Origin of the sequence: Ensifer sp. M14 (genome assembly GCF_003355565.1) — a bacterium.
GTDB lineage: Bacteria > Pseudomonadota > Alphaproteobacteria > Rhizobiales > Rhizobiaceae > Ensifer.
In genome coordinates this window covers 658,642-682,452 of sequence record NZ_QJNR01000014.1, presented here as the reverse complement: position 1 = coordinate 682,452, position 23,811 = coordinate 658,642, and the positions used below count along the sequence as shown (strand labels likewise).

Annotated in this window: 19 protein-coding genes and 1 pseudogene; 12 read left to right on the top strand and 8 right to left on the bottom strand. The window is 53.2% G+C overall.

Annotation, left to right across the window (positions count from 1 at the left end):
- Window positions 1–219: 219 nt before the first annotated feature.
- Window positions 220–334: pseudogene (locus BLJAPNOD_RS31655) on the bottom strand (IS481 family transposase); the annotation flags it as partial.
- A 370-nt stretch (window positions 335–704) separates the two neighbouring features.
- On the opposite strand from BLJAPNOD_RS31655, the gene BLJAPNOD_RS31650 reads away from it, so the two are divergent.
- The 10 genes from BLJAPNOD_RS31650 (at window position 705) to BLJAPNOD_RS31605 (ending at window position 14,893) form a co-directional block, all read left to right on the top strand.
- Window positions 705–2,012, top strand: coding sequence for a class I SAM-dependent methyltransferase (locus BLJAPNOD_RS31650; protein WP_115422700.1), 1,308 nt, complete (start codon window positions 705–707; stop codon window positions 2,010–2,012).
- A gap of 37 nt (window positions 2,013–2,049) precedes the next feature.
- Window positions 2,050–5,289 (top strand): glycosyltransferase, encoded by a 3,240-nt coding sequence (locus BLJAPNOD_RS31645; protein ID WP_115422699.1) that lies wholly within the window; start codon window positions 2,050–2,052, stop codon window positions 5,287–5,289.
- A 310-nt stretch (window positions 5,290–5,599) separates the two neighbouring features.
- Window positions 5,600–6,445 (top strand): class I SAM-dependent methyltransferase, encoded by an 846-nt coding sequence (locus tag BLJAPNOD_RS31640; RefSeq protein WP_115422698.1) that lies wholly within the window; start codon window positions 5,600–5,602, stop codon window positions 6,443–6,445.
- The gene (locus BLJAPNOD_RS31635; RefSeq protein WP_244611166.1) at window positions 6,390–7,502 is read left to right on the top strand and encodes a hypothetical protein; all 1,113 of its coding nucleotides are present in this window, start codon (window positions 6,390–6,392) and stop codon (window positions 7,500–7,502) included. Before BLJAPNOD_RS31640 ends, BLJAPNOD_RS31635 begins: the two co-directional genes overlap by 56 nt.
- An 82-nt stretch (window positions 7,503–7,584) precedes the next feature.
- Entirely contained in the window at window positions 7,585–8,802 is a 1,218-nt protein-coding gene (locus BLJAPNOD_RS31630) for a capsule biosynthesis protein (RefSeq protein ID WP_147294618.1), read from the top strand.
- Window positions 8,803–8,813: 11 nt separating this feature from the next.
- Window positions 8,814–9,467: an ABC transporter ATP-binding protein gene (locus tag BLJAPNOD_RS31625; protein ID WP_115422763.1), complete on the top strand. Its 654-nt coding sequence runs from the start codon at window positions 8,814–8,816 to the stop codon at window positions 9,465–9,467.
- A 41-nt stretch (window positions 9,468–9,508) separates the two neighbouring features.
- Window positions 9,509–10,771, top strand: a complete 1,263-nt coding sequence (locus BLJAPNOD_RS31620; protein WP_115422696.1) for a capsule biosynthesis protein — start codon at window positions 9,509–9,511, stop codon at window positions 10,769–10,771.
- Window positions 10,768–11,892, top strand: coding sequence for a hypothetical protein (locus BLJAPNOD_RS31615; RefSeq protein WP_115422695.1), 1,125 nt, complete (start codon window positions 10,768–10,770; stop codon window positions 11,890–11,892). The genes BLJAPNOD_RS31620 and BLJAPNOD_RS31615 overlap by 4 nt, the downstream gene beginning before the upstream one ends.
- Window positions 11,889–12,710, top strand: a complete 822-nt coding sequence (locus BLJAPNOD_RS31610) for a capsular biosynthesis protein (protein ID WP_244611165.1) — start codon at window positions 11,889–11,891, stop codon at window positions 12,708–12,710. The genes BLJAPNOD_RS31615 and BLJAPNOD_RS31610 overlap by 4 nt, the downstream gene beginning before the upstream one ends.
- 5 nt (window positions 12,711–12,715) lie before the next feature.
- Window positions 12,716–14,893 carry a glycosyltransferase family 2 protein gene (locus BLJAPNOD_RS31605; protein WP_115422693.1) on the top strand — a complete coding sequence of 726 codons (2,178 nt, stop codon included), beginning with the start codon at window positions 12,716–12,718 and terminating at the stop codon, window positions 14,891–14,893.
- 72 nt (window positions 14,894–14,965) lie between these two features.
- Here BLJAPNOD_RS31605 and rfbA read toward each other — a convergent pair whose 3' ends face one another.
- Genes rfbA through rfbC form a run of 4 tightly spaced genes read right to left on the bottom strand, consistent with a single transcriptional unit; the run spans window position 14,966 to window position 18,430 of the window.
- The gene (rfbA, locus tag BLJAPNOD_RS31600) at window positions 14,966–15,832 is read right to left on the bottom strand and encodes a glucose-1-phosphate thymidylyltransferase RfbA (RefSeq protein ID WP_115422692.1); all 867 of its coding nucleotides are present in this window, start codon (window positions 15,830–15,832) and stop codon (window positions 14,966–14,968) included.
- Window positions 15,833–15,856: 24 nt separating this feature from the next.
- The gene (rfbD, locus tag BLJAPNOD_RS31595; protein WP_115422691.1) at window positions 15,857–16,750 is read right to left on the bottom strand and encodes a dTDP-4-dehydrorhamnose reductase; all 894 of its coding nucleotides are present in this window, start codon (window positions 16,748–16,750) and stop codon (window positions 15,857–15,859) included.
- Window positions 16,747–17,808: a dTDP-glucose 4,6-dehydratase gene (gene rfbB, locus BLJAPNOD_RS31590; protein ID WP_115422690.1), complete on the bottom strand. Its 1,062-nt coding sequence runs from the start codon at window positions 17,806–17,808 to the stop codon at window positions 16,747–16,749. The genes rfbD and rfbB overlap by 4 nt, the downstream gene beginning before the upstream one ends.
- A gap of 58 nt (window positions 17,809–17,866) precedes the next feature.
- Window positions 17,867–18,430: a dTDP-4-dehydrorhamnose 3,5-epimerase gene (gene rfbC / locus BLJAPNOD_RS31585; protein ID WP_115422689.1), complete on the bottom strand. Its 564-nt coding sequence runs from the start codon at window positions 18,428–18,430 to the stop codon at window positions 17,867–17,869.
- Window positions 18,431–20,261: 1,831 nt separating this feature from the next.
- Here rfbC and BLJAPNOD_RS36270 point away from each other — a divergent pair.
- Together BLJAPNOD_RS36270 and BLJAPNOD_RS31565 are read left to right on the top strand one after the other, a co-directional pair.
- Window positions 20,262–20,360 (top strand): hypothetical protein, encoded by a 99-nt coding sequence (locus tag BLJAPNOD_RS36270; protein WP_244611178.1) that lies wholly within the window; start codon window positions 20,262–20,264, stop codon window positions 20,358–20,360.
- Entirely contained in the window at window positions 20,357–20,728 is a 372-nt protein-coding gene (locus BLJAPNOD_RS31565) for a hypothetical protein (RefSeq protein ID WP_115422687.1), read from the top strand. The genes BLJAPNOD_RS36270 and BLJAPNOD_RS31565 overlap by 4 nt, the downstream gene beginning before the upstream one ends.
- A gap of 307 nt (window positions 20,729–21,035) precedes the next feature.
- On the opposite strand, the gene BLJAPNOD_RS31560 is transcribed toward BLJAPNOD_RS31565, so the two are convergent.
- The 3 genes from BLJAPNOD_RS31560 to cysT are packed head-to-tail and all read right to left on the bottom strand — an operon-like array spanning window position 21,036 to window position 23,769.
- Window positions 21,036–22,061: a sulfate/molybdate ABC transporter ATP-binding protein gene (locus BLJAPNOD_RS31560; protein WP_115422686.1), complete on the bottom strand. Its 1,026-nt coding sequence runs from the start codon at window positions 22,059–22,061 to the stop codon at window positions 21,036–21,038.
- Window positions 22,058–22,951, bottom strand: a complete 894-nt coding sequence (cysW, locus tag BLJAPNOD_RS31555) for a sulfate ABC transporter permease subunit CysW (protein ID WP_199566078.1) — start codon at window positions 22,949–22,951, stop codon at window positions 22,058–22,060. Before cysW ends, BLJAPNOD_RS31560 begins: the two co-directional genes overlap by 4 nt.
- Window positions 22,948–23,769: a sulfate ABC transporter permease subunit CysT gene (gene cysT, locus BLJAPNOD_RS31550; RefSeq protein WP_115422684.1), complete on the bottom strand. Its 822-nt coding sequence runs from the start codon at window positions 23,767–23,769 to the stop codon at window positions 22,948–22,950. Before cysT ends, cysW begins: the two co-directional genes overlap by 4 nt.
- Window positions 23,770–23,811: the final 42 nt, after the last annotated feature.

The window sequence follows — 23,811 nt, the reverse complement described above, 5'->3', positions numbered from 1 at the left end:
GGTCCATTCGACTTCACACAGAAAGCCTGAAAACAAAAGGGGTGCTGCGATCCCGGTCATGGAGCCCTGATGGGTTCTCAGGTGACCTTGCCCCCAAGTTCTATCCAGTTTTGAGTTCCGCTCCTATCGGTGAAGAAGCTTATCTCGCGGCCTCGATCACAAAAGGAAAGGTGGGCTGTTCGTAGTGCTCACGGACGAGGGGTCGCTCATGCCATCGTCGCGCGACACGATCTTTGGCGACACGCCGTAGATGTGGGCGGATTGGCACGGGTTAGGCGCCCGCCATTTCTTCTCGACGCAACGGTGTCAGTCGGGCATTCTCATGAATGTTCATTCGAAGCGACCCTGCGAAGCTGAGGTGTAGCAGCTCCAGTCTCCGAAATCCGCTTCCGAATGGACAACCTTAAGAAAGCTCACAGCTAGTCACCGCAGGATGAAAGGTCCATGGCAGGTCACCTCCGGCAAACCCGGCGCAGTCCGCCACGTTCGGTCGGCAAATTGCCAAAATCCGAGGTATATATAACTGGAACACATAGTGAATCAAATAACTCAGAATGCAGAATGGAATAGCGGTAATAAGTGACTTATGCTCGCAGAACCTAATGACGATCAGCGATTACGACACAGGATATCTCATATTGTAGCATAAGACGCATCATCTCGCCCAACTCGCTGCACCTGCAATTCCAGAAGAAGACCATCCTATGCAAGATAAACTCGCAAATCACGCGATTTCAGAGGCGTACAACTTAGCTTGCACTCCCCTTGCCTTTATGTCGCCGCATTATCAGGCCACGTCGGCTTGGCATGAGCACTTACCGCTCGCGTTCTGGCTTATCGAAAGCCTCCGGCCACGAACTGTGGTAGAGCTTGGTACGCACTATGGCGTATCGTTTTTCGCTTTTTGCCAGGCAATAAAAGTCCTTCGTCTGGAAACGAGTTGCTACGCCGTCGACACATGGCAAGGGGACGAGCATTCGGGTGAGTATGACGACGGTGTCTATTCGGCTGTAGTCGCGCACAACGATGCGCACTATGCCGCATTCTCCCGCTTGGTCAGAAGTACCTTCGACAGGGCCGCACAACATTTTCGCGACGGTGAAATTGATCTGCTCCACATTGATGGGCACCATTCGTATGAATCAGTGAGGAGAGATTTTGAGACCTGGCTACCACGTATGTCGGATTCCTCTGTCGTGCTCCTCCATGATACCAATGTTCGAGAAAGAGGTTTCGGTGTATTCCGCTTGCTTGATGAGCTGAAACGCCACTATCCCCACTTCGAATTTGTCCACGGTCATGGTTTGGCGATCATCGGCACTGGAAAACATTACGGCGAGCGAATTGAAAAGCTCTTCGAGCTGCAAACGAGCCCTACGGCTCGTTTGGCATTACTGGATATATTTTCTCGTCTTGGTCGTACATGCGCCGATACTGTTAAATTAAAGGATCAAACAGCTGAATTGTTTGCTATAGATACTCGCGCGGTAAAAATGCAGGAAGAATTAGCCGCGCTACATGCAAGTAAAGATGCTGACAGAGCCGAGATAGACCGCCTAAATTCGACGATGGAGGAAACGCAATCTGCCAACGCTCAATTGCGAACGGAAATCGATGCATTAGCGGATAAACTTTCTAATCAATGTCTTGCTCAAGAAAACAGAGTGCGGGAAAATGAATCGGAAGCATCATTGCGCTTCGAAGAAATCGCTATACTTACAAAAATGGTTAGAGACCTCGAGTATAGGAATAACGATCTCGGACTTACAGCGCTCGATGAAATTCGGAAGGCGGTACGCGCCCTGGCGACGACAGGCCCGCAGAAATATTTTCTTGGGAAAGGGCGACTTCTGCGGGCTGCCCGCGCGCTTGAAGTTGCAGGGTTTCTTGATGCTGATTGGTACCGAGAGAAGTATGCCGATGTTGCGGCCGCGGCAGTCAGCCCATCGCGCCACTACCTTGAATACGGCATATCAGAAGGGCGGCTTCCAAATCCCAGACTAAAAGTATAGATTGGGGCGCGGAATATAGCGGAATACAGAGAAGATCATGAAGGACTATACAGAAGAAGATATTGAGCTCCTAAGGCAGTCAGTGTTATTTGATGCCGACTGGTATAGAAATCACTATAAAGATGTAAATATTCTCGATATATCGCCGGAGGAGCACTACCTTTGGATCGGCAGTCGACTAAACCGCGACCCATCACCTCTATTCAATACCAAAGCCTACATCACCGCACATTCTGACGTGAGGAAGGTAAGGATCAACCCGTTAATCCACTTCATAAAGTGGGGTCAGTCGGAAGGAAGACTACCACTACCTGAAACGGACACTGTTCATCTTATTCGCGGCAATTTTCAATCAAGGCAGAAATGGCCTAATGTACTGCTTTGCGCCCATGAGGTGCATGCGCACCTTTTCGGAGGCGAGCGGAGCTTCTTGGATGTGCTTGATCAAATATCGCAATTTGAAATCAATATATTTGTAACGATCCCCAAGAACGCCAACCCACACTATGTTAGCGTTCTACGCCGCAAGTGCGTAAGCATTTTCAGATTCCATTATCCGTTGTGGCACGAGGGTATGTCAACGCGTGACGAGACCCTATCTAACATGAAGTCAATAATGACGGACCACAACATCGACATTATATACGCAAACACAATATTCCTGCGAGACTTCCAGAAAATAGCCAAAAGTCTAGGGGTGAAAAGTATTTGTCATGTGCGAGAATTGATCGAAAACGACGATCATCTCAAACAGCGAATTGGATTAGAAGCGGAGAAAATTGTCGCCGATCTCTGGGAACGCTCCGATATTCTGATTGCAAATTCAAGAATTACGCAGAGAGCTTTCAGTTTAATACGCCAGCCAGTTTATGCGCCAAATGTAGTCGACGGAGATCAATTTGATTTGCCAAATCCGATCCGTGAAGCAATCAGTTTTGGAATCGTCAGCAGCAACACACCTAAGAAGGGCATTTCGGACTTCATTGAGATTGCCCATGCCTGCGTAAACCTCGCCCCTCGCGCTCGGTTTTCGATTATCGGACCTCGGAACGCTTTCATAGAGGACCTAGAGAGACGCGGCTTACCGCCGAATTTGGTGCTTAGAGGTTACGCAGAAACGCCACAGGCAGCGCTGCAGGATGTCAACGTAGTGATGTCCCTTTCACATTTTGCAGAATCGTTCGGGCGGACAGTCGCAGAAGCCCAGGCGGCTCGCAGGCCCGTAATAGCCTATGCGTGGGGCGCCGTTCCGGAACTGGTCGATGACCGAGTTACAGGTTTCTTAGTTCCTCACCTTGATACAGCGGCTGCTGCGCATGCCGTCAAGTTGATCTGTGAGACCCCTTCTCTAGTGGAGAAAATGGGGAACGCTGGGCGATCGAAGATGCTACGCGAATTCGCTCCTTGTATACTTAGGGATGCTTTACACAAGGTGCTGAGCGAGGCGGCTGGCCAGAAGATCTTATTGCGTCCGGTCGCTGCGACCAAGCGAGTGACTGTGGTCATTCCCGTCTACAACGGTTACGATGCAGTGCGGCGCTGCCTTGAGTCCGTCAAACTGTGGACGTCAACTGAAATAGCAGATGTACTGGTTATTAACGACGGAAGCTCCGATCCTGCTATTTCGCCCTTGCTCTTCTCATTTGAAGAGACTGGTCGAATACGAATTGTAGAAAATGAAAAGAATCTTGGGTACACGAGTACTATCAATAGAGCAATCAAGCTTTGTGCACCCAACGACGTTATACTTCTGAATAGTGACACACTTGCAACCCCGCGGTGGGTCGAGGGGCTTCATGAAACAGTTTATGGCGCAAACGATGTCGGCACAGCTACGGCGATGGGTGACAATTCTGGTGCCTTTTCCTTTCCTACAGCCAACCGACCTAACCCTAAACCGGAGCATGCGTCACATGCGCTCTGGGCAGCAACGCTCGTTCGTGCAGCAGAAAAATGTCCGCCAGTCGAAGTTCCAACTGGGAACGGCTTCTGCATTTACATCCGCCGGAAATTATTTGATCAAATTGGCTTGTTCGATGAAACTCTCTTTCCGAGAGGCTATGGCGAAGAGAATGACTTCTGTATGCGGGCGAAAGATGCTGGCTGGCGCAACTTAATCTCACCAAGGAGCTATATCTTTCACGAGCGCACGGTCAGTTTTGGGGCAGAAAAGACAAAACTTATCGAGCATGCCAATGACGTTCTGAGAAAGCACCATCCGAGCTATTTTGGTGAAGTAAAGACGGCGTTTTCGTCCGATGGCATGGAAAGCCTTCGAAAAGCCGTCGGTCGCATTGCTCACCTTGCGACGACAGCCTCTTGTGATCGCGGGCAGTCAGGATCCGTCACGTCTAAACTCTTGTGCTTAAACGAACAACTCATCAATTGGGGTGAACTGATCCACGCAGCACCTCACCGCAATAGCGAACTGGTATCGATCGTTGTATGCGTTTATAATAATCCTGAACTAACAGAAAAGTGCGTTCGCTCGTTAATGACTCATACGGTCTCAAATCAAATTGAGATCATACTGGTCGACAACGGCAGCACCTCCGAAACGATCTCTGTTCTCAATGATTTGGAACAAGAATTCTCGGAAGTACGAGCGATTTTCAATTATGAGAACCTAAATTTTTCGCTTGGAAACAATATTGGATTTGCATCGTCCAGCGGTTCGAAGGTCGTTTTCCTGAACAACGACACTCAGGTAACCTCGAATTGGTTGGGTCCATTATTGGAGCCGCTCGAACACGATTCGATAAAGGGTGCTCAGCCGCGGCTTCTGTACCCGGACGGAACGATTCAATGCGTGGGAGTCGTCTTCTCGGGCCGTAGCCCTCTCGGCTATCCCATTTACAGCGGCAAACCAAATTTGGATAAGTATGCTGGAAAGAAACGTACCTTCAAGGCGGTCACCGCTGCCTGCCTTGCGATGCGAGCTTCGGACTTCGCGAATGCGCGGGGGTTCGATCCTAACTTCCTAAATGGTCAGGAAGATATCGATCTCTGTCTCCGCCTCGGCCAGGGGGCCGCGTCCTTTGTTTATGTACCGAACTCAGTTGTCTATCACTTCGAAGGAAAGAGCCAAGGACGAGGACGGCACATCCTACACAACCGCACCGAGCTTCTTGCTAGGTGGAACAAACGTGTCGCGGGCGATGACACTAACTACTATCAAGAAGACGGCTTCAGGCCCGATGAGTATGAAGCAGACATTCCGCAGTTTGTGGAACAAGGCATCGCTTGTTGGAGACCAAAGGCCTTGATTGAGGTCTGAAGTTTAACGAACACCCAAGAGCGCTTGGCTGTGCTTTAAGAGAAGGCATTCGCAATCTGCAAATGATGATACCGTGCCATCGATGGAGCGACTTATCTCAGCTGCGATCGCCTGAAGGAGTCTAGTGCCTAGGGAGTTCACAGGCTTCAAGCACCATGTTCGATATATAAGAGGGTGAGCGCGAGGCGTCGCCTTCGTGTCCGAGCAGGGTTCCTGCCTCATTGAAACCCGTCGGGTTGCCTTTGAAGATGGGCCTGACTATAAGATGTCCCCGTCGATTGGCGGTAGAACGCATTAGAGGAATGGGCCCATGTTCGGGTTGAGAAAACTTACTCGCCGCAATCAAAATATTGCAAAACGTACAACGGAACAAGTATTCGACCAATATAACCGTGAGTTTCCGCGCCATCAAAATGCGGTAGACGCGCTATCTGGATGGAATTCTGCCTTTCCACCTGAAGTGGGTTTGAAGGCGGGGACTCATCCACTTTTTGCCGATGGACGAATAACGTGGGCCATCGATCAAGCCGGCTCGCTGGTGAACATGAATGTCATCGAGATCGGACCGCTTGAGGGCATGCACACCTACATGCTCAACAAACATAAACCAAGGTCTATCGACGCAATTGAGGCAAACAAGGGGTGTTTTCTGCGTTGCCTTGTTACCAAGGAAGTCCTCGGTATAGATCGAGCGAATTTTTACCTCGGTGACGCTCTCAGATGGTTACAAGAGACGAAGACTCACTACGACTTGGCGATCGCTTCCGGTGTGCTCTACCACATGCCTGACCCCGGACAATTCTTATGTGAGATCACTCGCCGCTGCGACAAGCTCTTCATTTGGACGCACTACTTTGATGATCTCGCAATGCCAACGTCTGACAGTCGAAGACAAGCATTTAGCGGGAATGTGGAGACGCGAACTTTCTCTGGAGTATCGGTGCGATACTATGAGCGTGGCTATTTTAACGCGAATGCGAATGAGAACTTCTGCGGAGGTATGAAGGACCGACACTATTGGATGCATCGAGATGACATCATATCCCTTCTGAATGCGCTTGGGTTCGGAGATATCTGCATCGGCCAAGAGGATTTAGCTCATGGAGGGGGGCCATGCTTTTCGCTTTTCGCGCGGCGAAGCGAGCCAGCACGGTAGGCCAGAATTGCTATTCAATGTTCAACGCGACACCGGCCACCTTGTTGAAGGCTATCTAATTCCCGACGGCTTTTCGGATGCACCAAAGGTCCTCGTCTCCGATAACGATGGCAAAATTGCCGAGATTCCGTGCGACCAGTTGCACAAGTCCGTACTTGCGGCAGGCCGCCACGAGACGGGTTTGGTTGGATTTAAGCTCACAGAGGAAAATATCCCGCAGCTTGCGCGCCGTTCCACGCTTTGCATTCGCGATAGTAAATCGGAGCTTCTTATCTATCGTAGACCGTTTCAAACCAAACAGATCGATATGAAAATCGTGCGGTTTGAAACGCAACTGCTCCCACACGTCGCTATTGATCGCCAAATGTATAACCTCTTTCAGTACGCGCTGCCGTCACTTGAGCGCTTCGGAAACGAAACAACACTTCAAGCATTTCATTTAGACAATATGACTTCGATGTACTTGAGTGGACGACTGCAAGTTCGTAATTATCAAGAGTTCCTTGATAAAGGTTTTAAAGCCATCGCTTTACTTACTGACCCATACTACGAAATGGCCTTACGGATAGCTATGCTCAAGCGACTTGCGTCCATCAAGCCTGCCTTCCTGGGCGACCGCGACCAAATGACGTTGTCACCTGCTATTGAATATTTCGGGGACGTGGATATCAAAGATACGAGCGCGATCGGCAAGGCCCTAAAGAAGGCGCCACCGAAAGTTCGCATGGCCCTCCTTTCGCCAACGACGCGACAGTTTGCCTGCTCGGATGCGGATCAACCGTCCACGCGACGAGACATCGCTGCTGCTATGGACGTGATTTCTCGATTTGAGGTGATCGGGCATATTAATGACACACTCGCATTTACTTCTTCACTGAGCGAACTGTTAAACGTCGACATGGGCGTCATTCCGATCGTACAACGCAATCAGACAATTGATGGCATTGCGTCTGAACTGCGGACGCTCGCCGTGGCGGAAACATACCTCGAGGATGATCTTATTCTAGATTACTACATACGCCAGGCGATGGAGATAAGTTCGTCGCATGAACTCTGACCCGACAAATCGGAAGAATGTCCCGACTTCCGGCCTAAGAGAGCCTTTGTCCGAAACTTTGGTGAGAGCAAAGTCGTCACTCGTGAGCAAGCTCCGCAATACCGGAGCACTCCGCGTTCGAGAGTCCGGGTCGAAGCTAATCGAAGTCGAACCGGAACTTCCTGCGCCGGCCGGAGGCGGTCATCCGAGTCCGCGAACTCAGACGAGCGGCAAACTACCATTCTCCGTCGTGAGTTTTATTGGCTTTGTGATTGTACCGTTCTTAGCCAGCATCGTATATTTTGCGTTTATTGCATCAGATCAATATATCGCCGAGGCGCGTTTTGCGGTTCGATCTCTTGCAGAGGATCAGGCGAAGGACGGCGTCGACACCAATATATTGTCGATGTCTACCATGTCTCAAGATGGTTACGTTGTCACCAGCTTCATACACTCGACAGAAATTTTAAAGAGGCTTGGCAAAAGCATCGACTATCGTCAGATGTTCTCGCTCGACAGTGCTGATTTCCTTTCGCGCATCGACAAAAGTGAATCAACTGAAGAGTTTTTGAAATACTGGGAAAAGCAGGTTTCAACTTATGTGGACGGCCCCTCCGGGATTATTACACTGAAAACTCGCACATTTTCGCCGGAGGACTCGAGACAGCTAGCGTCTATGATCATTCGCGAAAGCGAGAGCCTAATCAACGAACTATCTGTACGAGCGCAGCGCGACATGACGGCGCGCTTCGCAGACGAGGTGCAGCGGTCGACTGAAAACTATCGCCAAGCGCTAGCCGCGCTCAACGAGTTTCAGAATACGATCGGATTTCTTACACCAGAAGCGCGCGCCACAGAGACTGGTTCACTATTGGTCGGACTACTAGCGCGTAAGCTCGATCTCGACACACGGCTGTTTGTTCTCAAAGAGTCAAAAGCGGAGTCGTCACCAGCGCGTCAACAATTGGTGCTGGCGAGCAAGAACCTTGAGGATCAAATCGTAAAGCTTCGGAAGGAGCTGGCCGGGGGGACCCGAAACGACGAAAATATTGCAGGGGCAATCAAAACTTTCGCACATCTTGAGACCGATCGCCGCGTTGCAGAGAGCCTTTACGAGGCGTCACAAAAGAACCTGGAGATGGCCCAAGCGGAGGCAACGCGCAAAGCTCTTTATGTCGTTGTATTTGTGCCACCAACCGTACCGGAGGAATCTCTATATCCTCACCGATGGTCGTCTCCGCTTCTTATTTTGCTTGCGCTCTCGGTCGCATGGGTGACGCTGGCCCTCATATGGGCATCGGTCGAAGATCATCGTCTGTGATTGAGGGCGCGATGATAAAACTCAGGAACGTCTCAAAGTATTTCAAAACCGAAGGCCACAAGAAAGTGATCTTAGATCGCGTCAGCATGGAGTTCCTGTCTGGCTACTCGTACGGAATGCTTGGAGTAAATGGAGCGGGCAAATCTACGACGATGAAGATGATTGCTGGGTCAGCCCTCCCAAATTCGGGCAGGATCATCAAAGATCTTCGGGTTTCCTGGCCACTAGGATTCGCAGGTGGCTTCCACCCACAAATGACTGGCAGGGACAATCTCGCCTTCGTTGCCCGTGCATACGGGGAAGACGTGCGGCGTGTTTCGGATTTCGTTGAGGATTTCGCAGAATTGGGCGACTATATATTTGCCCCTGTGCGCACATATTCCTCAGGTATGATGGCTAGACTTGCGTTTGGTTTGTCTATGGCTATCGAATTTGACTGTTACCTAGTGGACGAAATCACGGCAGTCGGAGACGCGCGGTTTCAGGCCCGCTGCCGCACTGCCTTCGAGAACCGTCGCAAGGATTCTGACATAATTATGATTTCTCACAGTATGTCGACGATCAGCGCGTATTGCGACAAGGGGATTGTTCTCGTCGATGGGCAGATGCTCTTGTTTGACAAGGTTACGGACGCGATTGAGACTTACTACCGACTAAATCGGTGAGAAGAACGGCCTCCAAACTACGAGACGAAAATTCGCCAAAGATGACAAACCTGAAACAGGATATTCAGAGGTCAACGGCCCTACAGAAGAGCCGTTCCGCGACAAAGGCGTTGTCCGCAACCGCTCGAAAGCTGCGCTTTTCTACCTCTAATCGAAGCAAGCTTTACGAGGCCGCGGGGCTTCGACCACGGCTGACGGACAGAGTATTTCGATTGGCGACGATATGCGTCACCTTTTGTTTTCTTATACTTCCAATTGCTTGCGCGATAATGTATTACGGCTTGATTGCCTCTGATCAATACCAGTCTGAGGCTCGCTTCGTCGTCCGGACTTCAGCTCCTGCAATAGGCAAGGATCAGTTGGGCAAGATTACGGGTTTGCCGTCAGCGAAGATCGTTCAAGACACTCAGATTGTCACAAACTTCGTACACAGCCGCGCGATCCTTGAGGCACTCGAACAGCAGATTGGCGTTCGGGAGCGTTTCATGGTGAAGGATGCGGATTTCTTCGCGCGGTTGAAATCGGATGCCACATACGAAGAGTTCTTGGAATACTGGGATAGCATGGTGAAGACGTCCGTAAGCCCGTCGAGTGGCATTATCACAGTGACGACCCGCGCATTTTCGGCCGCGGACGCGCGGGATATTTTGACCGCGATCATCGCCGCATCGGAGCGGACGATCAACCAACTAAGCGACCGGATCTGGAAAGACGTCATCGCAACGGCAAAAGCCAATCTAGATCGAGCATCCGAGAAACTCCGCGACGTCCGGGAGCGCGTAGCTACTCAGCAAAACAAAACGGGGGTACTTACCATCGAGGGGTCTTCCTCAATGCTATCAAATCTGATCACGACTTTGCAGAAGGAGAAGATTGAGCTTGAGCAATCCTACACCGTGAAACTCGAAAGTGTCTCGAAGGAAGCGCCGCAGATGCGCGTGCTTGCAAGAGAGATCCAGAGCAAACAGGCACAGATCGATGGCCTTCAGCGGCAGATAGCAGGTCCCAACCAGTCTTCGGAGCAGAATCTAGCAAACGTGTCAGCTGAACTCTCTAGCCTCCAGTTCGAACTGCAACTCGCAGAACAGCAATTTACCGCAAGTGTCAGATCATTCGAGCAGGTCCAGTTCATCAGTAAGCAGCAATTGATGTATCTCGATAGTTTCCTCGAGCCGAGCTTACCTGACGAGGCACTTTACCCAAGACGAGCGTTTTGGGTGTTAATAGTGGCGATTAGTTCTCTGGTCGCCTGGGTATCGTCCATCGGCGCGCTTGCACTTACACGAAACAAATTAGCCGGATGACTTGGCTCGAAGACCAATTCCACAACACTGTCGGAGCTGCTATATGCGGAAAAATCTCTGCATTTCTGCCGCAGCCTAGAACACGCAAGAGCACTTTTACCGAGGCTGTCCCGCGCTCAATCGTCGTCTTTCGCCAAGGAGAGAATCCCAGTTTCAGCTATTTTCTGGAAGAGCGTTTGCACTTCTATAATGCACACATCCCGGTAAATGTGCGTTGCCTCGACCACGATATTGCAGATATCAATCCCGAGGGTTGTTTTGTAATTATTTGCCGGTATCTAGGTTGGCGGCAACTGAACTGGATTGAGAGACATGCGGCCAAGCTAGCTGGCGTTGGCATGTTTATCGATGACGACGTTTCGGCTATTGTGTTGGATCCGGACACGCCCTTGCCGTACCGCGTAAAGCTAGCTCGCTTGCATCTGTGGCCACTGCGTCGGCTCAATGCACATCTCGACATTGTATGGGCACCTACACCCGCACTAGTTGGTGTTCTGGAGTCGAATGCTGCTGTCGTTCGGCTGCTACCTCCGTTGCCCACCCGTGCCGACGTGCTCCCCGCCAAGCGAACTGGGTGCGATCATAGTTTGATTATCGGATACCACGCAACAGGCATCCATCGCGGCGAACATGCCTTCTTAAAACCTATTATCGATGAAATTCTATCCTGTCACGAGAACGTAATATTTGAAGTGACGGCCGATGGACGCAACGCCAGCATGTGGCAGGATAAAAAGTCTACTGAATCAAGGTTGCGGATACTACCTCCCCTTCCCTGGAAGGAGTTCGCACTGCGAAGCCGCCATTCTCCGGCCGACATTGCGTTGGTGCCGCTTTTGGAAGGGCGCATTAACAGTGCCCGTGCCGACACAAAGCGGATTGACGTCAGCCGTATGGGGGCCGCGGCTATTTACTCTAACTCGGAAGCCTACAGTCGAAACCAGAGCGCAGGTGAGATGTTAGTAGAAAATAACCACGCTGCATGGATCGCCGCAATACAAGCGCTCTTGAACTCAGAATCTGCCCGCGACATTGCGCGGTCGGCAACCTTTAGGGCGGTTGAAAGAATGCGCGCCGCGCAACCAACCATTCCGGGTCTTCTTCAGGTGGGATCGAAATGACGAAAGGCGTCGCTTATGAAGTGGGCAAAGACCCGCGATCGATCAGCTATGCCCTTAGGCAAAAGGCAAACGTTATGCGCGCGGTCATCTTGCGCGACATGCGAACACGTTTCTTCAATCACGGTCTAGGATTTCTGCTGGTATCCGTTTGGCCCCTAACGCACATGTTTGTGCTCCTCCTGATCTATGCGTTTGCTGGGAGAAGGACACCGTTTGGGGACAGCATGAGGCTATTCTTCGCGACGGGGCTACTTCCCTGCCTGACGTTCATGTACGTATCACGGTTCATGGCGCTGTCGATTGTCATGAACCGCCCAATGCTTGCGATACCGGCCGTGAAAGTTCTCGACATTCTTTTCGCAAGAGCTTTTCTCGAAACGATCGCAGCCTGTTTCACAGTCTTTTTGACGTTTATGATTCTGCTATCTTTGGGTGACAAGCCATTTCCATATGATTGGTCTGAAGCGGCCAAAGCGTTCTTGTCCACAATTTTACTGGCTGTTGGTGTTGGCGTCGTCACGGGTGTAATCACCGCGTTATTCACATTTTTCGCAACAGTTTACGCGCTATGTCTAATCGTTATCTACATATCGTCTGGCACGCTGTTCGTCGTGTCAGCGCTGCCGACACAAATCGCTTATGCCCTGTCCTGGAATCCGGTAGTCCATGCAGTCGAATGGATGCGTTCTGCGTTCTATCCGACTTACAACAGCCAAGTTCTTGACAAACCGTATCTTTTGTCGTTCGGCCTTGGTGCTCTGTGCATCGGTCTTCTGCTGGAGCGGATCGTTCGCCGGATTACTCTGGAAGGGAAATAGGTGACATGCTCAATGTCATTGCTCAGAATGAACTCGTTGCCGACGCTGACGGGCGCGGTCTTTGGCTGGCGGAGGGTGACGACCCCTATTTCTTGATACGCTTTGCTCCACTCCGTGAACGCTACGTCGTCATCAAGCTGGCTTCTCGCACGGGAGAAATTCAACCTAAGCTTTACATCAACCGCGGTCAGGGATTCCGTGAGGAAGAAGCGTTGACGGCCGGGTCAGGGAGAGAGTTTCTGATCGTCGCGGATGTAGGCTCCTTCGGTACAATCTGCACTCTCAGACTGGACCCCTCCAGCGAGCCATGCCAACTGTCTCTAGAAGTCGGAGCAATTCGATCAGCCATTGCTTTGGAGCATTTCATCTCGAATCAGCAACGTCAGAACAGTGAATTGATAATCGCCCGATTTTCACGACTCCCACGGTTCTGGAAGAAGCTGCCAACGATCAGGCTTGGAAGACGAAAAACCGTTGCGGCGCGTTATGTGGAGCAGGCCCGCATACTTGCTTATAAGCTTTTGCCGGGTCAACCAGGCCGCACAGATCCGTGGCTCAGCATCGTTGTTCCTGTTTACAATGCTCCAGTTCGCTACTTGAATGAATTGGTCTCTTCGTTTGAACAACAAGACATCGAAGGCGTCGAACTTGTTCTCTCGGACGATGGTTCTGATTCAACAGACACGCTGGGCTGGTTCACTTCGCAACCAGCGAAACCGGACATTGTAATCGTCCGCAACGCTATCAACAAAGGTATAGCTTTGACGACCAATTCTGGCATCGATGCTGCGCGGGGTGAATGGGTCGCGCTGCTCGACCATGATGACGTCATCGCGCCCAACGGCTTGACTGTCCTCCGGAACGCCATTGCTACGCATCCGAATGCGGAATTCTTCTATACGGATGAAGTGGTTGTCAATGACGCGTTAGAACCGATCGGTCTTATGCTCAAGCCGGCCTATGATCCGGTGCTTTTGACCGGTGTGAACTATATAAATCACTTCTCCGTCTATCGCCGGGGGCGGCTGAATGAAATCGGGAAGCTTCGTAGCGGCTTCGAAGGCTCTCAAGACTACGACCTGCTACTTCGTTATCTCGAAGGACTAGACGACGCGAAGATCATCCACGTGCCATATCCGGCGTATTGGTGGCGGCGGACTGGAACAACCTACTCTCGCAAATTTATTGATCGAGCGACGGACAACGCACGCGCAGCCCTTAAGGAAAAATTCGCGCGCGCGGGAAAAGCAACCGAGGTCACGGAGGCTCTGACAACCACGCTTCACCGTATCCGGTTCGGAACAGCCGCTACAAACCGCCCGAAGATATCCATAATCATTCCGAACAAAGACTCTTACGTGCTGATGGCAACGTTGTTAAGGGGAATCTATGAACAAACCGCGTATGACAATTTCGAAGTCATCGTAGTCGACAACGGTTCCACAGAGTCCGCAACGCTGGCCCTATACAAAGAGTATGAGCGGCGGTTCTCCTCTTTTTCGTTCTACGTCAAGGAAGCCACTTTCAACTTCTCTAGGGCCATCAATGAGGGCATCGCACGCGCTCGCGGAGAACACTTCCTCCTGCTCAACAATGATGTCGAGATAATCGAGGGCGAGTGGCTTGGCGAGCTTGTCGATTGCCTAGCCTATGATCACGTCGGCATTGTGGGTGCCAAGCTCCTTTATCCGGATCGGCGACTTCAACACGCTGGCGTCATTAGCGGCTTCGGTGGCCTTGCCGGCCACTGGTATTTGAACAAGCCTGAAAATTTCGGTGGGCCAATGAATCGCCTGCATGTACGGAATTCGATGACATGCGTAACTGGTGCGGTAATGCTGATTTCTGGCGAATGCGCGCGGCAGATAGGACAGTGGGACGAGGAGAACTTTGCTGTCGCTTACAATGACGTTGATTACTGTCTTAGGGCTCACAAGGCGGGCTTCCGCATTGTCTGGACGCCATTTGCGTGCCTCATACACCACGAATCCGTTTCTCGTGGATCCGACCGGGGTGGCGAAAACCGCAAGCGGTTTGAGCGGGAGAAGGAGAACCTGAAGCGCCTACATCAAACGCACCAGTTCGATGACCCTGCGAGCAATCCCGGTTACAGCAAGGATCGTTCGGACCCAAAGATTACACCGTTTGTTTCTCTCCCCTCGCCGCGACGTTGGTTCACTTAGGAACCACTCGCCGGCGAAATTTGCTGCCGGCGCGCGCAAACTGCTGCGCGTCGGCCATTCCCGCTACAGAAGCTAACTTCCAAGGACACTTGTCAGGTAGCGGCCATAGGCGCTCTTGCCGTATTGGCCTGCAAGTGACTGTAGTTGATTGGCATCAATAAAGCCGAGACGATACGCAACTTCTTCAGGGCATGCAATTTTGAAACCCTGCCTGCGCTCCAGAGTGGCAACAAACTCTGACGCTTCCAAGAGACTGTCGGGAGTTCCGGTGTCAAGCCACGCATATCCTCGCCCCATTTTCTCGACATGCAGCTTACCACGCTCAAGATATGTGCGATTAACGTCTGTGATCTCATACTCACCGCGAGCAGAGGGCTTGAGGTTGGCGGCGATATCGACGACATCCTGGTCGTAGAAATACAACCCCGTGACAGCCCAATGGGAACGAGGCCTCTCGGGTTTCTCCTCAATCGTCAGCGCCCGCATGGCCGGGTCGAATTCGACCACTCCATAGCGTTCGGGATCGTTTACATGGTAGGCGAAAACTGTCGCGCCATCCGTACGTTCCATAGCGCTTTTAAAGAGCTCGGTAATTCCATGGCCGAAGAAGATATTGTCACCGAGAATCAAGCACGATGGACTGTTCCCTACGAAGGAAGCACCAATGACGTAGGCTTGAGCAAGACCATTTGGCGACGCCTGCTCGGCATACGACAGCGAAAGCCCCCATTTGGAGCCATCCCCCAGCAAGGCCTGAAAATCAGGCAGGTCCCTCGGCGTCGAGATAATCAATATTTCTCGAACCCCCGCCAACATCAATGTTGACAATGGATAGTAGATCATTGGCTTGTCGTAGACGGGAATTAATTGTTTCGAACTGACCAATGTCATAGGATGCAGACGAGTGCCACTGCCGCCGGCAAGTATTATGCCCTTCATTCAATAAACTCCGATTTAAACCTATTATCGTGTTAGACGGCCGACAACATCACCAGTAGAAATCTTCCAGTTGGGCAGGACTACCCCGTGATGTTCGGCGATGCGCTCGCAGCTAAGCTGTGAATTAGCAGGACGTTGTGCCGGCGTCGGATATTCGCGCGTGGAAATGCGGTTTATCTTGGCAAACGGCCCACCCAACGTTTTGGAAACTCTAAATATTTCCTCGGCGAACTCGGCCCAAGTTGCGGCACCTCGTCCAGTTAGATGGAAGATCCCGCGCAGGGCAAGATCGTTCGAACCCAAGAGGTTTCGTCCAACCGTCAAGATTGCATCCGCAATATCGAGCGCCGAGGTCGGATTGCCGACTTGATCGTCAACAACGCTCAATTCCGGCCGCGTCTCGGCTGCACGAAGCATTGTCCGTAAGAAATTCTTGCCAAATGGGCTGTAGACCCAGGCGGTGCGGAGAATTGCGTGGTTCTCTTGCGAAGACGCTACCAGTTGCTCGCCCAACAACTTGCTTCTCCCATAAACGCCCAACGGAGCCACTGGGTCGCTCTCGACATAGGGTCCAGCTTTGCTGCCGTCGAACACATAATCGGTCGACAAATGAACAACCGGAACATCAAGTGTTTTTGCGACCCGTGCAACCACAGCTGGCCCTTCGGCATTGACTGCAAAGGCATCGCCTTCGTTGCTTTCGGCCTGGTCGACAGCCGTATAGGCAGCGGCCGACACGATCAGGTCGGGCCGCGCCGTTTTGATAGAACGCGCTATCGTTTCAGCATTCGCCAAATCAAAGTCTGGGCGCCCGATCGCAACAATCTGCACATCCTCACACTGCGAACTGCGCACTGCGAGTGACTGAACAACTTGCCCAGTCAGCCCGGTCACAACAAAGCGCCAGGGGCGGCTCATTGTGCGGTACCGGTCTTCAGCAACCCAAGACGCGTACCTTCGTAGCCTTCACGAAGAGGCGCCCACCACCAGACATTGTCGAGGTACCAGCGCACTGTCTTTTCGATGCCGGTATCAAAAGTCTCTTGCGCCCTCCAACCAAGTTCATTCTCCAATTTGGTCGCATCAATTGCGTAGCGGACGTCATGGCCTGGCCGGTCCGTCACAAACTGGATCAAGTCCTCGTGAGGCCTACTCGAAGGGTTGAACTCATTCATCAGCGCGCAAATGCGCTTGACCACATCAATGTTGCGGCGCTCATTGCGCCCGCCAACATTGTAAGTTTCGCCGATTCTGCCCTTGGCTGCGATCACATCGAGAGCGCGGGCGTGATCATCAACAAACAGCCAATCTCGAATGTTGGCGCCGTTGCCATAGACTGGAAGGGGCTTTCCCTCGAGCGCATTCAGAATAACCAACGGGATCAGTTTTTCAGGGAAGTGGTAGGGACCATAGTTATTCGAACAATTCGATACTAAGATCGGCATGCCGTAGGTATGCGCCCAAGCCTTTGCGAGATGATCAGATGCAGCTTTGGACGCCGAATAAGGAGAACTTGGGTCATAGGCTGTCGTCTCGGAAAACAACCCATCTTCGCCAAGCGAGCCGTAAACCTCATCTGTCGAAACATGCAGAAAGCGAAACCGGCTTTGCAACTCCCGCGTTAGCCCCGCCCAATAACTACGCGCGCATTCGAGCATATTGAAGGTACCGAGTACATTGGTCTCCACAAATGCCCTTGAGCCGGTAATAGAACGATCCACGTGGCTCTCGGCCGCCAAGTGCATTACACGGTCAGGCTTGAATGTCGAAAACGCCTCCGAGATCGCGCTTGCATCACAAATATCCGCCTTGAGGAAGCGGTATGAAGACGCGGACTCCACTTGCTTCAGCGATGAAAGCGTCGCGGCGTAGGTGAGCTTGTCGACGTTCAGTACCTCGTAGCCTTTATCAAGAACGAGATGACGAACGAGAGCCGATCCTATGAAACCCGCCCCACCTGTGATCAGAACGCGCATGTTTCGATGTACTCCGATAATTTGATTGAATTGGCGTCAAACCGCCGGTCCTTGCCGGTTAGGAGGCGAAGACAAAGTTGGTTTGAAGATCTGCCAACACTGGTTGCCTCTGATCTTTGTCGGAAAGAATGGCGGCATCCGTCGTCACCGGCCACTCGATCGCAATATCTGGATCGTTCCATAGCAGTCCGCGGTCATGCTCAGGAGAGTAGTAGTCTGTTACCTTGTAGCTGATCACAGTATTCGGCTCTAGTGTGCAAAATCCGTGTGCAAAGCCAGGCGGAACCCACAGCTGACGAGCATTACTTGCAGTCAGTTCGGCCGTCACGAACTGCCCATAAGTTGGCGATCCGTTTCGAATATCTACGGCTACATCAAGCAGCGCACCCGCTGCGCAGGACACAAGCTTTCCTTGAGCACGGGGGTTGAGCTGAAAATGCAGCCCTCGAACGGTTCCCGTTTCGGCAGAAAATGAACGATTATCCTGAACAAAGGAGAAGGCTCCGACCTCCGCCTCGAACTGATCTACCCGAAACGTTTCCATGAAATAGCCGCGAGAATCGCCGAACTTCTTAGGCGTAATTATTACAACATCCTGAATAGCCGTCCGTTCGAAAAGCATTTAGTCCCCATCGACAATGAATCCAGTGGGTGCGTTTCAACCACACCAAAGACCCAAGCGCAACATGGATGTTAATGAGATGTCGTGAGGGGCCTGCAACTCTGATGTGCACATAGTGCCTATATCCACTGCACCCACGAATTCGCACCATGGCCCGACGCCAAGAAATACAACCCTGAGTAAGCCTCTTACCCCCCCCGTAGAAAGTGCAAGACTAAGCATTGAGCTTCACCAGGATGGGCCGCAACAGCCGCATGACTTCAACCTGAAAAACGTGTGAAGAATTTCAAGGTTTGGCTATTTGGGTGGGGGAACCCAGCACGAAATACCATCATAGGCTTTTGAGTATCTGCTGGCCGAGGGGGAGTTGAACTTTCGATCGGAAGCATCGGCGAGAGCTAGGACGGTGATTTCGCGGAAACGAGCAACGGACTCAACGAGACCTATGTCATTCCCCGAGGCGCCGAGGTGCGCGTCTGCTTCGATCGGGCCTCAATGTCCGTCAGCTGTTTCCTACAAACCTTGCTAATCTCCGGCGTCGGCGGTGGTGGTTAGAGGCGCTTGGCGGCCGGCAAGGGCCGCCAGTTGCGGATTGGCTCATGGTGGTGGACTTCTGGGGTGGTTACATCGGGCGAGCGCCCCCCGCCGAAGAGGTTGCGATCAGGGTGTGCTAGGAATTAAAAGGCCCCATCTCCTACAAGTAGCAGATGAGGCCACGTCTGAGCGTTCGAATTCACAGACAACATGATTCTGCCTCTTTTCGAGCGTCGCTGCAACACGGTTTATACGAGAGCTTCAAATTTGTGGTGGAAGAGAGCAGAAATATCTATATCCACAGACGGACGCCCGCACCAATAAGCACGACGGGAATTCTGGGTCCCAGTGCTCCAGGAGGCCATATGGCACAATCCCCTCGGGCGGAACGCCCATGCATATCTGTGTACTCCGAAGCATCAACAATCAGTCCTGCGACCGCGAAGATCAAGCGAAAGGCTTCTTTGCTGAACGGAAGAATTCGCTCGAGTGTCTGTGGACCGGGAAGCATCACTGGACGTCAAGTCAGCTCAAGTTTGGCCGTATCGCGCGCGGATCACGAAACTTAAAATGGGCCGCAAGCGTCGGGTCTCGATCGACCAAATCGCGCCATTCGTTTTCGGTGATGAGGCCTAGTCGATACTGCTTGACCATAAACTTTCGCTCGTGATCGAGAGGAGGCAGTTCGGACGACTCAGTCGATCCGAACATGAAGACGTCTATAATTGTACGCAGGAGGTGCCGCATCGCGCTACTATGGTCTGGACGAGCGTTTTCAGCAATCCTCGAAACCTGATTACCCGCCGACTGTCACGCGGCTTGGAACAAACTCGGCCGGCGGACTGGCAGGAGAGACGCAAAGCACATTCCGCGTGATTGAGTCTTAACCAGTGAGCGGAAGAGGTGCTGGAAGAAGCCGCCGACCACTTTGCCGAAGCACGCCTATCAGCGTCGTGATCGTTGCGTATTCGACAAATTGGCCTTCCCACCAATGAGGCGATCTTTCCAAGCACACAATGTAGACGCCCGTAAGATCTGCGCGTGCAGGAAGGCTCGCGACAAACGGCTGGCCTCCCCCCCTGCCAACTTCATTCCACGTTGGCATTTTAGCCAACATGGATGCGCAATAAATCACCGAGCACAAAGACGTTGAAGCAGAGGGCAGCATCATCCAGTTTGTCATCTGGAAGGTGCCGGAACCCGTTCCCCCGACCACGCACGGTTTCAAGTATTGCATGGTCTATATTCGAAACCGCGCGTCGTCGGTTTCGATAACGAGCGCGGCAAGGGTGATCATATGCATTTGGACGGCAAGGAGTACCCTTACCAGTTCACGTCGCTTGAGCAACTCATTGAGGACTTCATGTCCGAGATCGAAAAACGGAGGCAGTCATGAGGACATTGACCATCACGACGAACACCGATTGGAAATCGGCCCTGCGCGCCGCCGGAGAGAAGGCCAAGGCGGGTCTTGCCACCGGGACCTATCAGGGCGAGACGCTGAATTTTGCTACTCCCGGAGCCTTTTTCTCCCACCTTACCGAACGTCGATGGGAGATGCTGAACGAGCTTCTCAGGAGTGAAACGATCGGAGTCCGTGAACTTGCGCGCCGGCTAGGGCGAGATGTCAAGCGCGTGCATGAAGACGCTGCGGTGCTTGTCAATTTAGGACTAATCGAGCGTGATGAACGTGGTGCACTTACATGCCCCTTCGCAAACATTCACGTTGACATGGTAATGACGTCCGCAAAATCGGCGGCGTAGGTGTCCTCCCCAAAAAGGGATGCTGAGAAGACCTAAGGCCGTTGTCCTGATCTTACCGCGCAGGCGCTTTAAGTAAGGACAACCGGCCGGATTTCCACTCACCGCCGCGCGCCGATTCTCGTTGCGTTACCGCCGGCTCCGCTGATCGCCAAAACGCCGTGATCTTCTCTTCTCGATCTCACTGCGATGTTCTGTTGGAGACGTGTCTCTCCCCACTTTCATGGAGATCGATTCAGAATGATACCTGCGCCAGGCCTCCGACGCCGGTTAATTCGCCGCTTTTTGAGGTCTTGCATGCGCACCCGATTCAAACAGCTCTCGGGAAAACCTGCGCGTTCCTAAGGCTAATCCCAGCCCCCCGAGACAGATCGGGTTCAGCTTTTTCAAAGATTTCAAACTCCACGCGAACACCATCTTTGGTCGTACCAACGACGCTCAACCCATCGGGCCGATGGAGGAAACGTTCGATATCCACCGGAATTCCTCCCCCATTCTTCTGCCAAACCACATCACGTGGCCTCACCAAGACGTCGACCGGACCATCTTCGGTAGATGCGACACCTGTTGCTGTCTCGCCGACAAAAACGAAACCGTCCCGCGCCACGCCTGGAAATTTGTTCACGTCCCCGAGAAACTGCATGACAAATGCCGAGCCCGGATGTCGACAAACGTCCGCAGGCGTGCCCTCCTGGACGATCTTGCCTTCGTTGAGGATGACCACTTGGTCGGCGAGATCTAGCGCCTCTTCCTGGTCATGCGTCACGAACAAGGTCGTAATGCCCAGTTCATCGTGAATCTCGCGAAGCCAGCGGCGGAGATCACGGCGAACATTGGCGTCAAGCGCGCCGAAAGGCTCATCGAGAAGCAGCACCTTCGGATCGACAGCAAGTGCGCGGGCAAGGGCCACACGCTGACGCTGGCCGCCGGAGATCTGCCCGGGGAAGCGGTCGCCAAGTCCTTCGAGCTTTACCAGCCGCAGGAGTTCCAGAACACGCGTGGCGATCTCGGGCTTGCTGCGCTTGGTTTTGGATACCTTCATGCCGAAGGCGATGTTCTCCGCGACGGTCATATGCGGGAACAGCGCGTAGTGCTGAAACACGAAGCCGACGCCGCGGTCGCGCACCGGGATGTCGGTCGCGTCCTGGTCGCCGAAATAGATGTGGCCGCCATCGGCATATTCGAGCCCGGCCACCATGCGCAGGATCGTCGTCTTGCCGGAGCCGGAGGGACCAAGGAGGGCCACCAGCTGTCCGCTCTCGATCTCGAGCGAGACGCCGTGCACGGCGCGGAACGTGTCGAAGGTCTTTACGACCTGATCGAGACGGATCTTCATGGGCGGTTTCCTGCTTTGGGTTCGTTGGTCGCTGCGGCAAGCGCCGGCCGGCGACCGGCACCGCGGCGCTCGAGCGCGACCTTGGCGATGATGGTGACGACGGCAAGCGTCGCGAGAATCGAAGCGGCAGCGAAAGCGCCGGCCGCCTGGTAGTCGTGATAGAGCAACTCGATATGAAGCGGCAGCGTGTTGGTCTGGCCGCGAATATTGCCGGAGACGACCGAGACCGCGCCGAACTCGCCCATGACACGGGCGTTACAGAGAACGACGCCGTAAAGCAGCGCCCATTTCACGTTGGGAAGCGTGACGGAGAAGAATGTGCGCCAGCCGGATGCGCCGAGCGAAGTTGCTGCCTCTTCGAGGTCCCTACCCTGCGCCTGCATCAATGGAATGAGTTCGCGCGCGACGAACGGCGCCGTCACGAACATCGAGGCGAGCACAATGCCCGGCAGAGCGAAGAGGATCTTGATATCGGCCGCCTCGAGCATCGGCCCGAACAGGCCCTGCAGGCCGTAGACGAAGAGATAGGCGACGCCGGCAACGATCGGCGAGATCGAGAACGGGATTTCGATTACGACCAGAAGCGCGCGCCGCCCCCAGAAATCGAACTTGGTGATCGCCCAGGCGGCAGCGAGGCCGAAGGCGGTATTGATGGGAACGGCGATCAGCGCGGTCGCGACCGTCATAAAAATCGCGTGGCGCGTGTCCGGATGCGCGATGGTGGCGCCGTAGGCTTTCAACCCCTGACTGAAAGCTTCGACCGCAATCACGATTAGTGGCGCCAGCACCAGAATGGCGCCGAATAGCAGGGTCGTGCCGATGAGCACGCGGCGGATGATCGGTCCGTCGCCGACGCGCGGCGGCTTGCGTCTGGTCGGGGTCATCGTCAGGACCTCGCGGTGTAGCGCAAGGCACGCGCCTGCAGGAGATTGGTGGCGGCTAGCATCAGGAAGGCAGTAATCAACAGCACCGAGGCGATCGCGGCCGCCGCCTGATAGTCGTATTCCTCAAGCCGGATGAAGGCGAGCAAGGCGGTGATTTCGGTTTCCATCGGCTGGTTTCCGGCGATGAAGATGATTGCCCCGAACTCGCCGAGCGACCGGGCGAAAGACAATGAGAGGCCCGCAAGCAGCGCCGGCATCAGTAACGGCAGGATGACACGCACGAAAATCGCGCTATCCGATCCGCCGAGCGATTGGGCAGCCTCCTCCAATGCGGGGTCGAGATCTTCAAGCACCGGCTGCACCGTGCGGACGATGAAAGGCAGGCTCGTAAAGCACATCGCCACCATGATGCCGAGCGGCGTGTAGGCCACCTTGATACCGAACGGTGCGAGAAGCGCGCCAAACCAGCCGTTCGAGGCAAAGAGCGTCGTCAAGGCGATGCCGGCGACAGCCGTCGGCAGGGCGAAAGGCAGATCGACGATCGCGTCGACAATGCGTCGTCCCGGAAAGCGATAGCGAACAAGCACCCAGGCAAGCGCCAGGCCGAAGACGAGGTTGAATGCGGTGGCAACAAGCGCTGAGAGCACGGTGACGCGGTAGCTGGCGACAGCGCGCGGCGAAGAGACGATCGCCCAGTATTCTGCTGGGCCCAGGCTCGCCGCCTTGAAGACGAGTGCCGCCAAAGGCAGCACGACGATCAGCCCGACATAAAAGAGGGTGATGCCCAGCGACAAGGGAAGACCGGGCAGGACATTGCGTTTCAAGGGATCGCCTCCACGGCGGCATGGCTTTCGTTCATGGCAGAA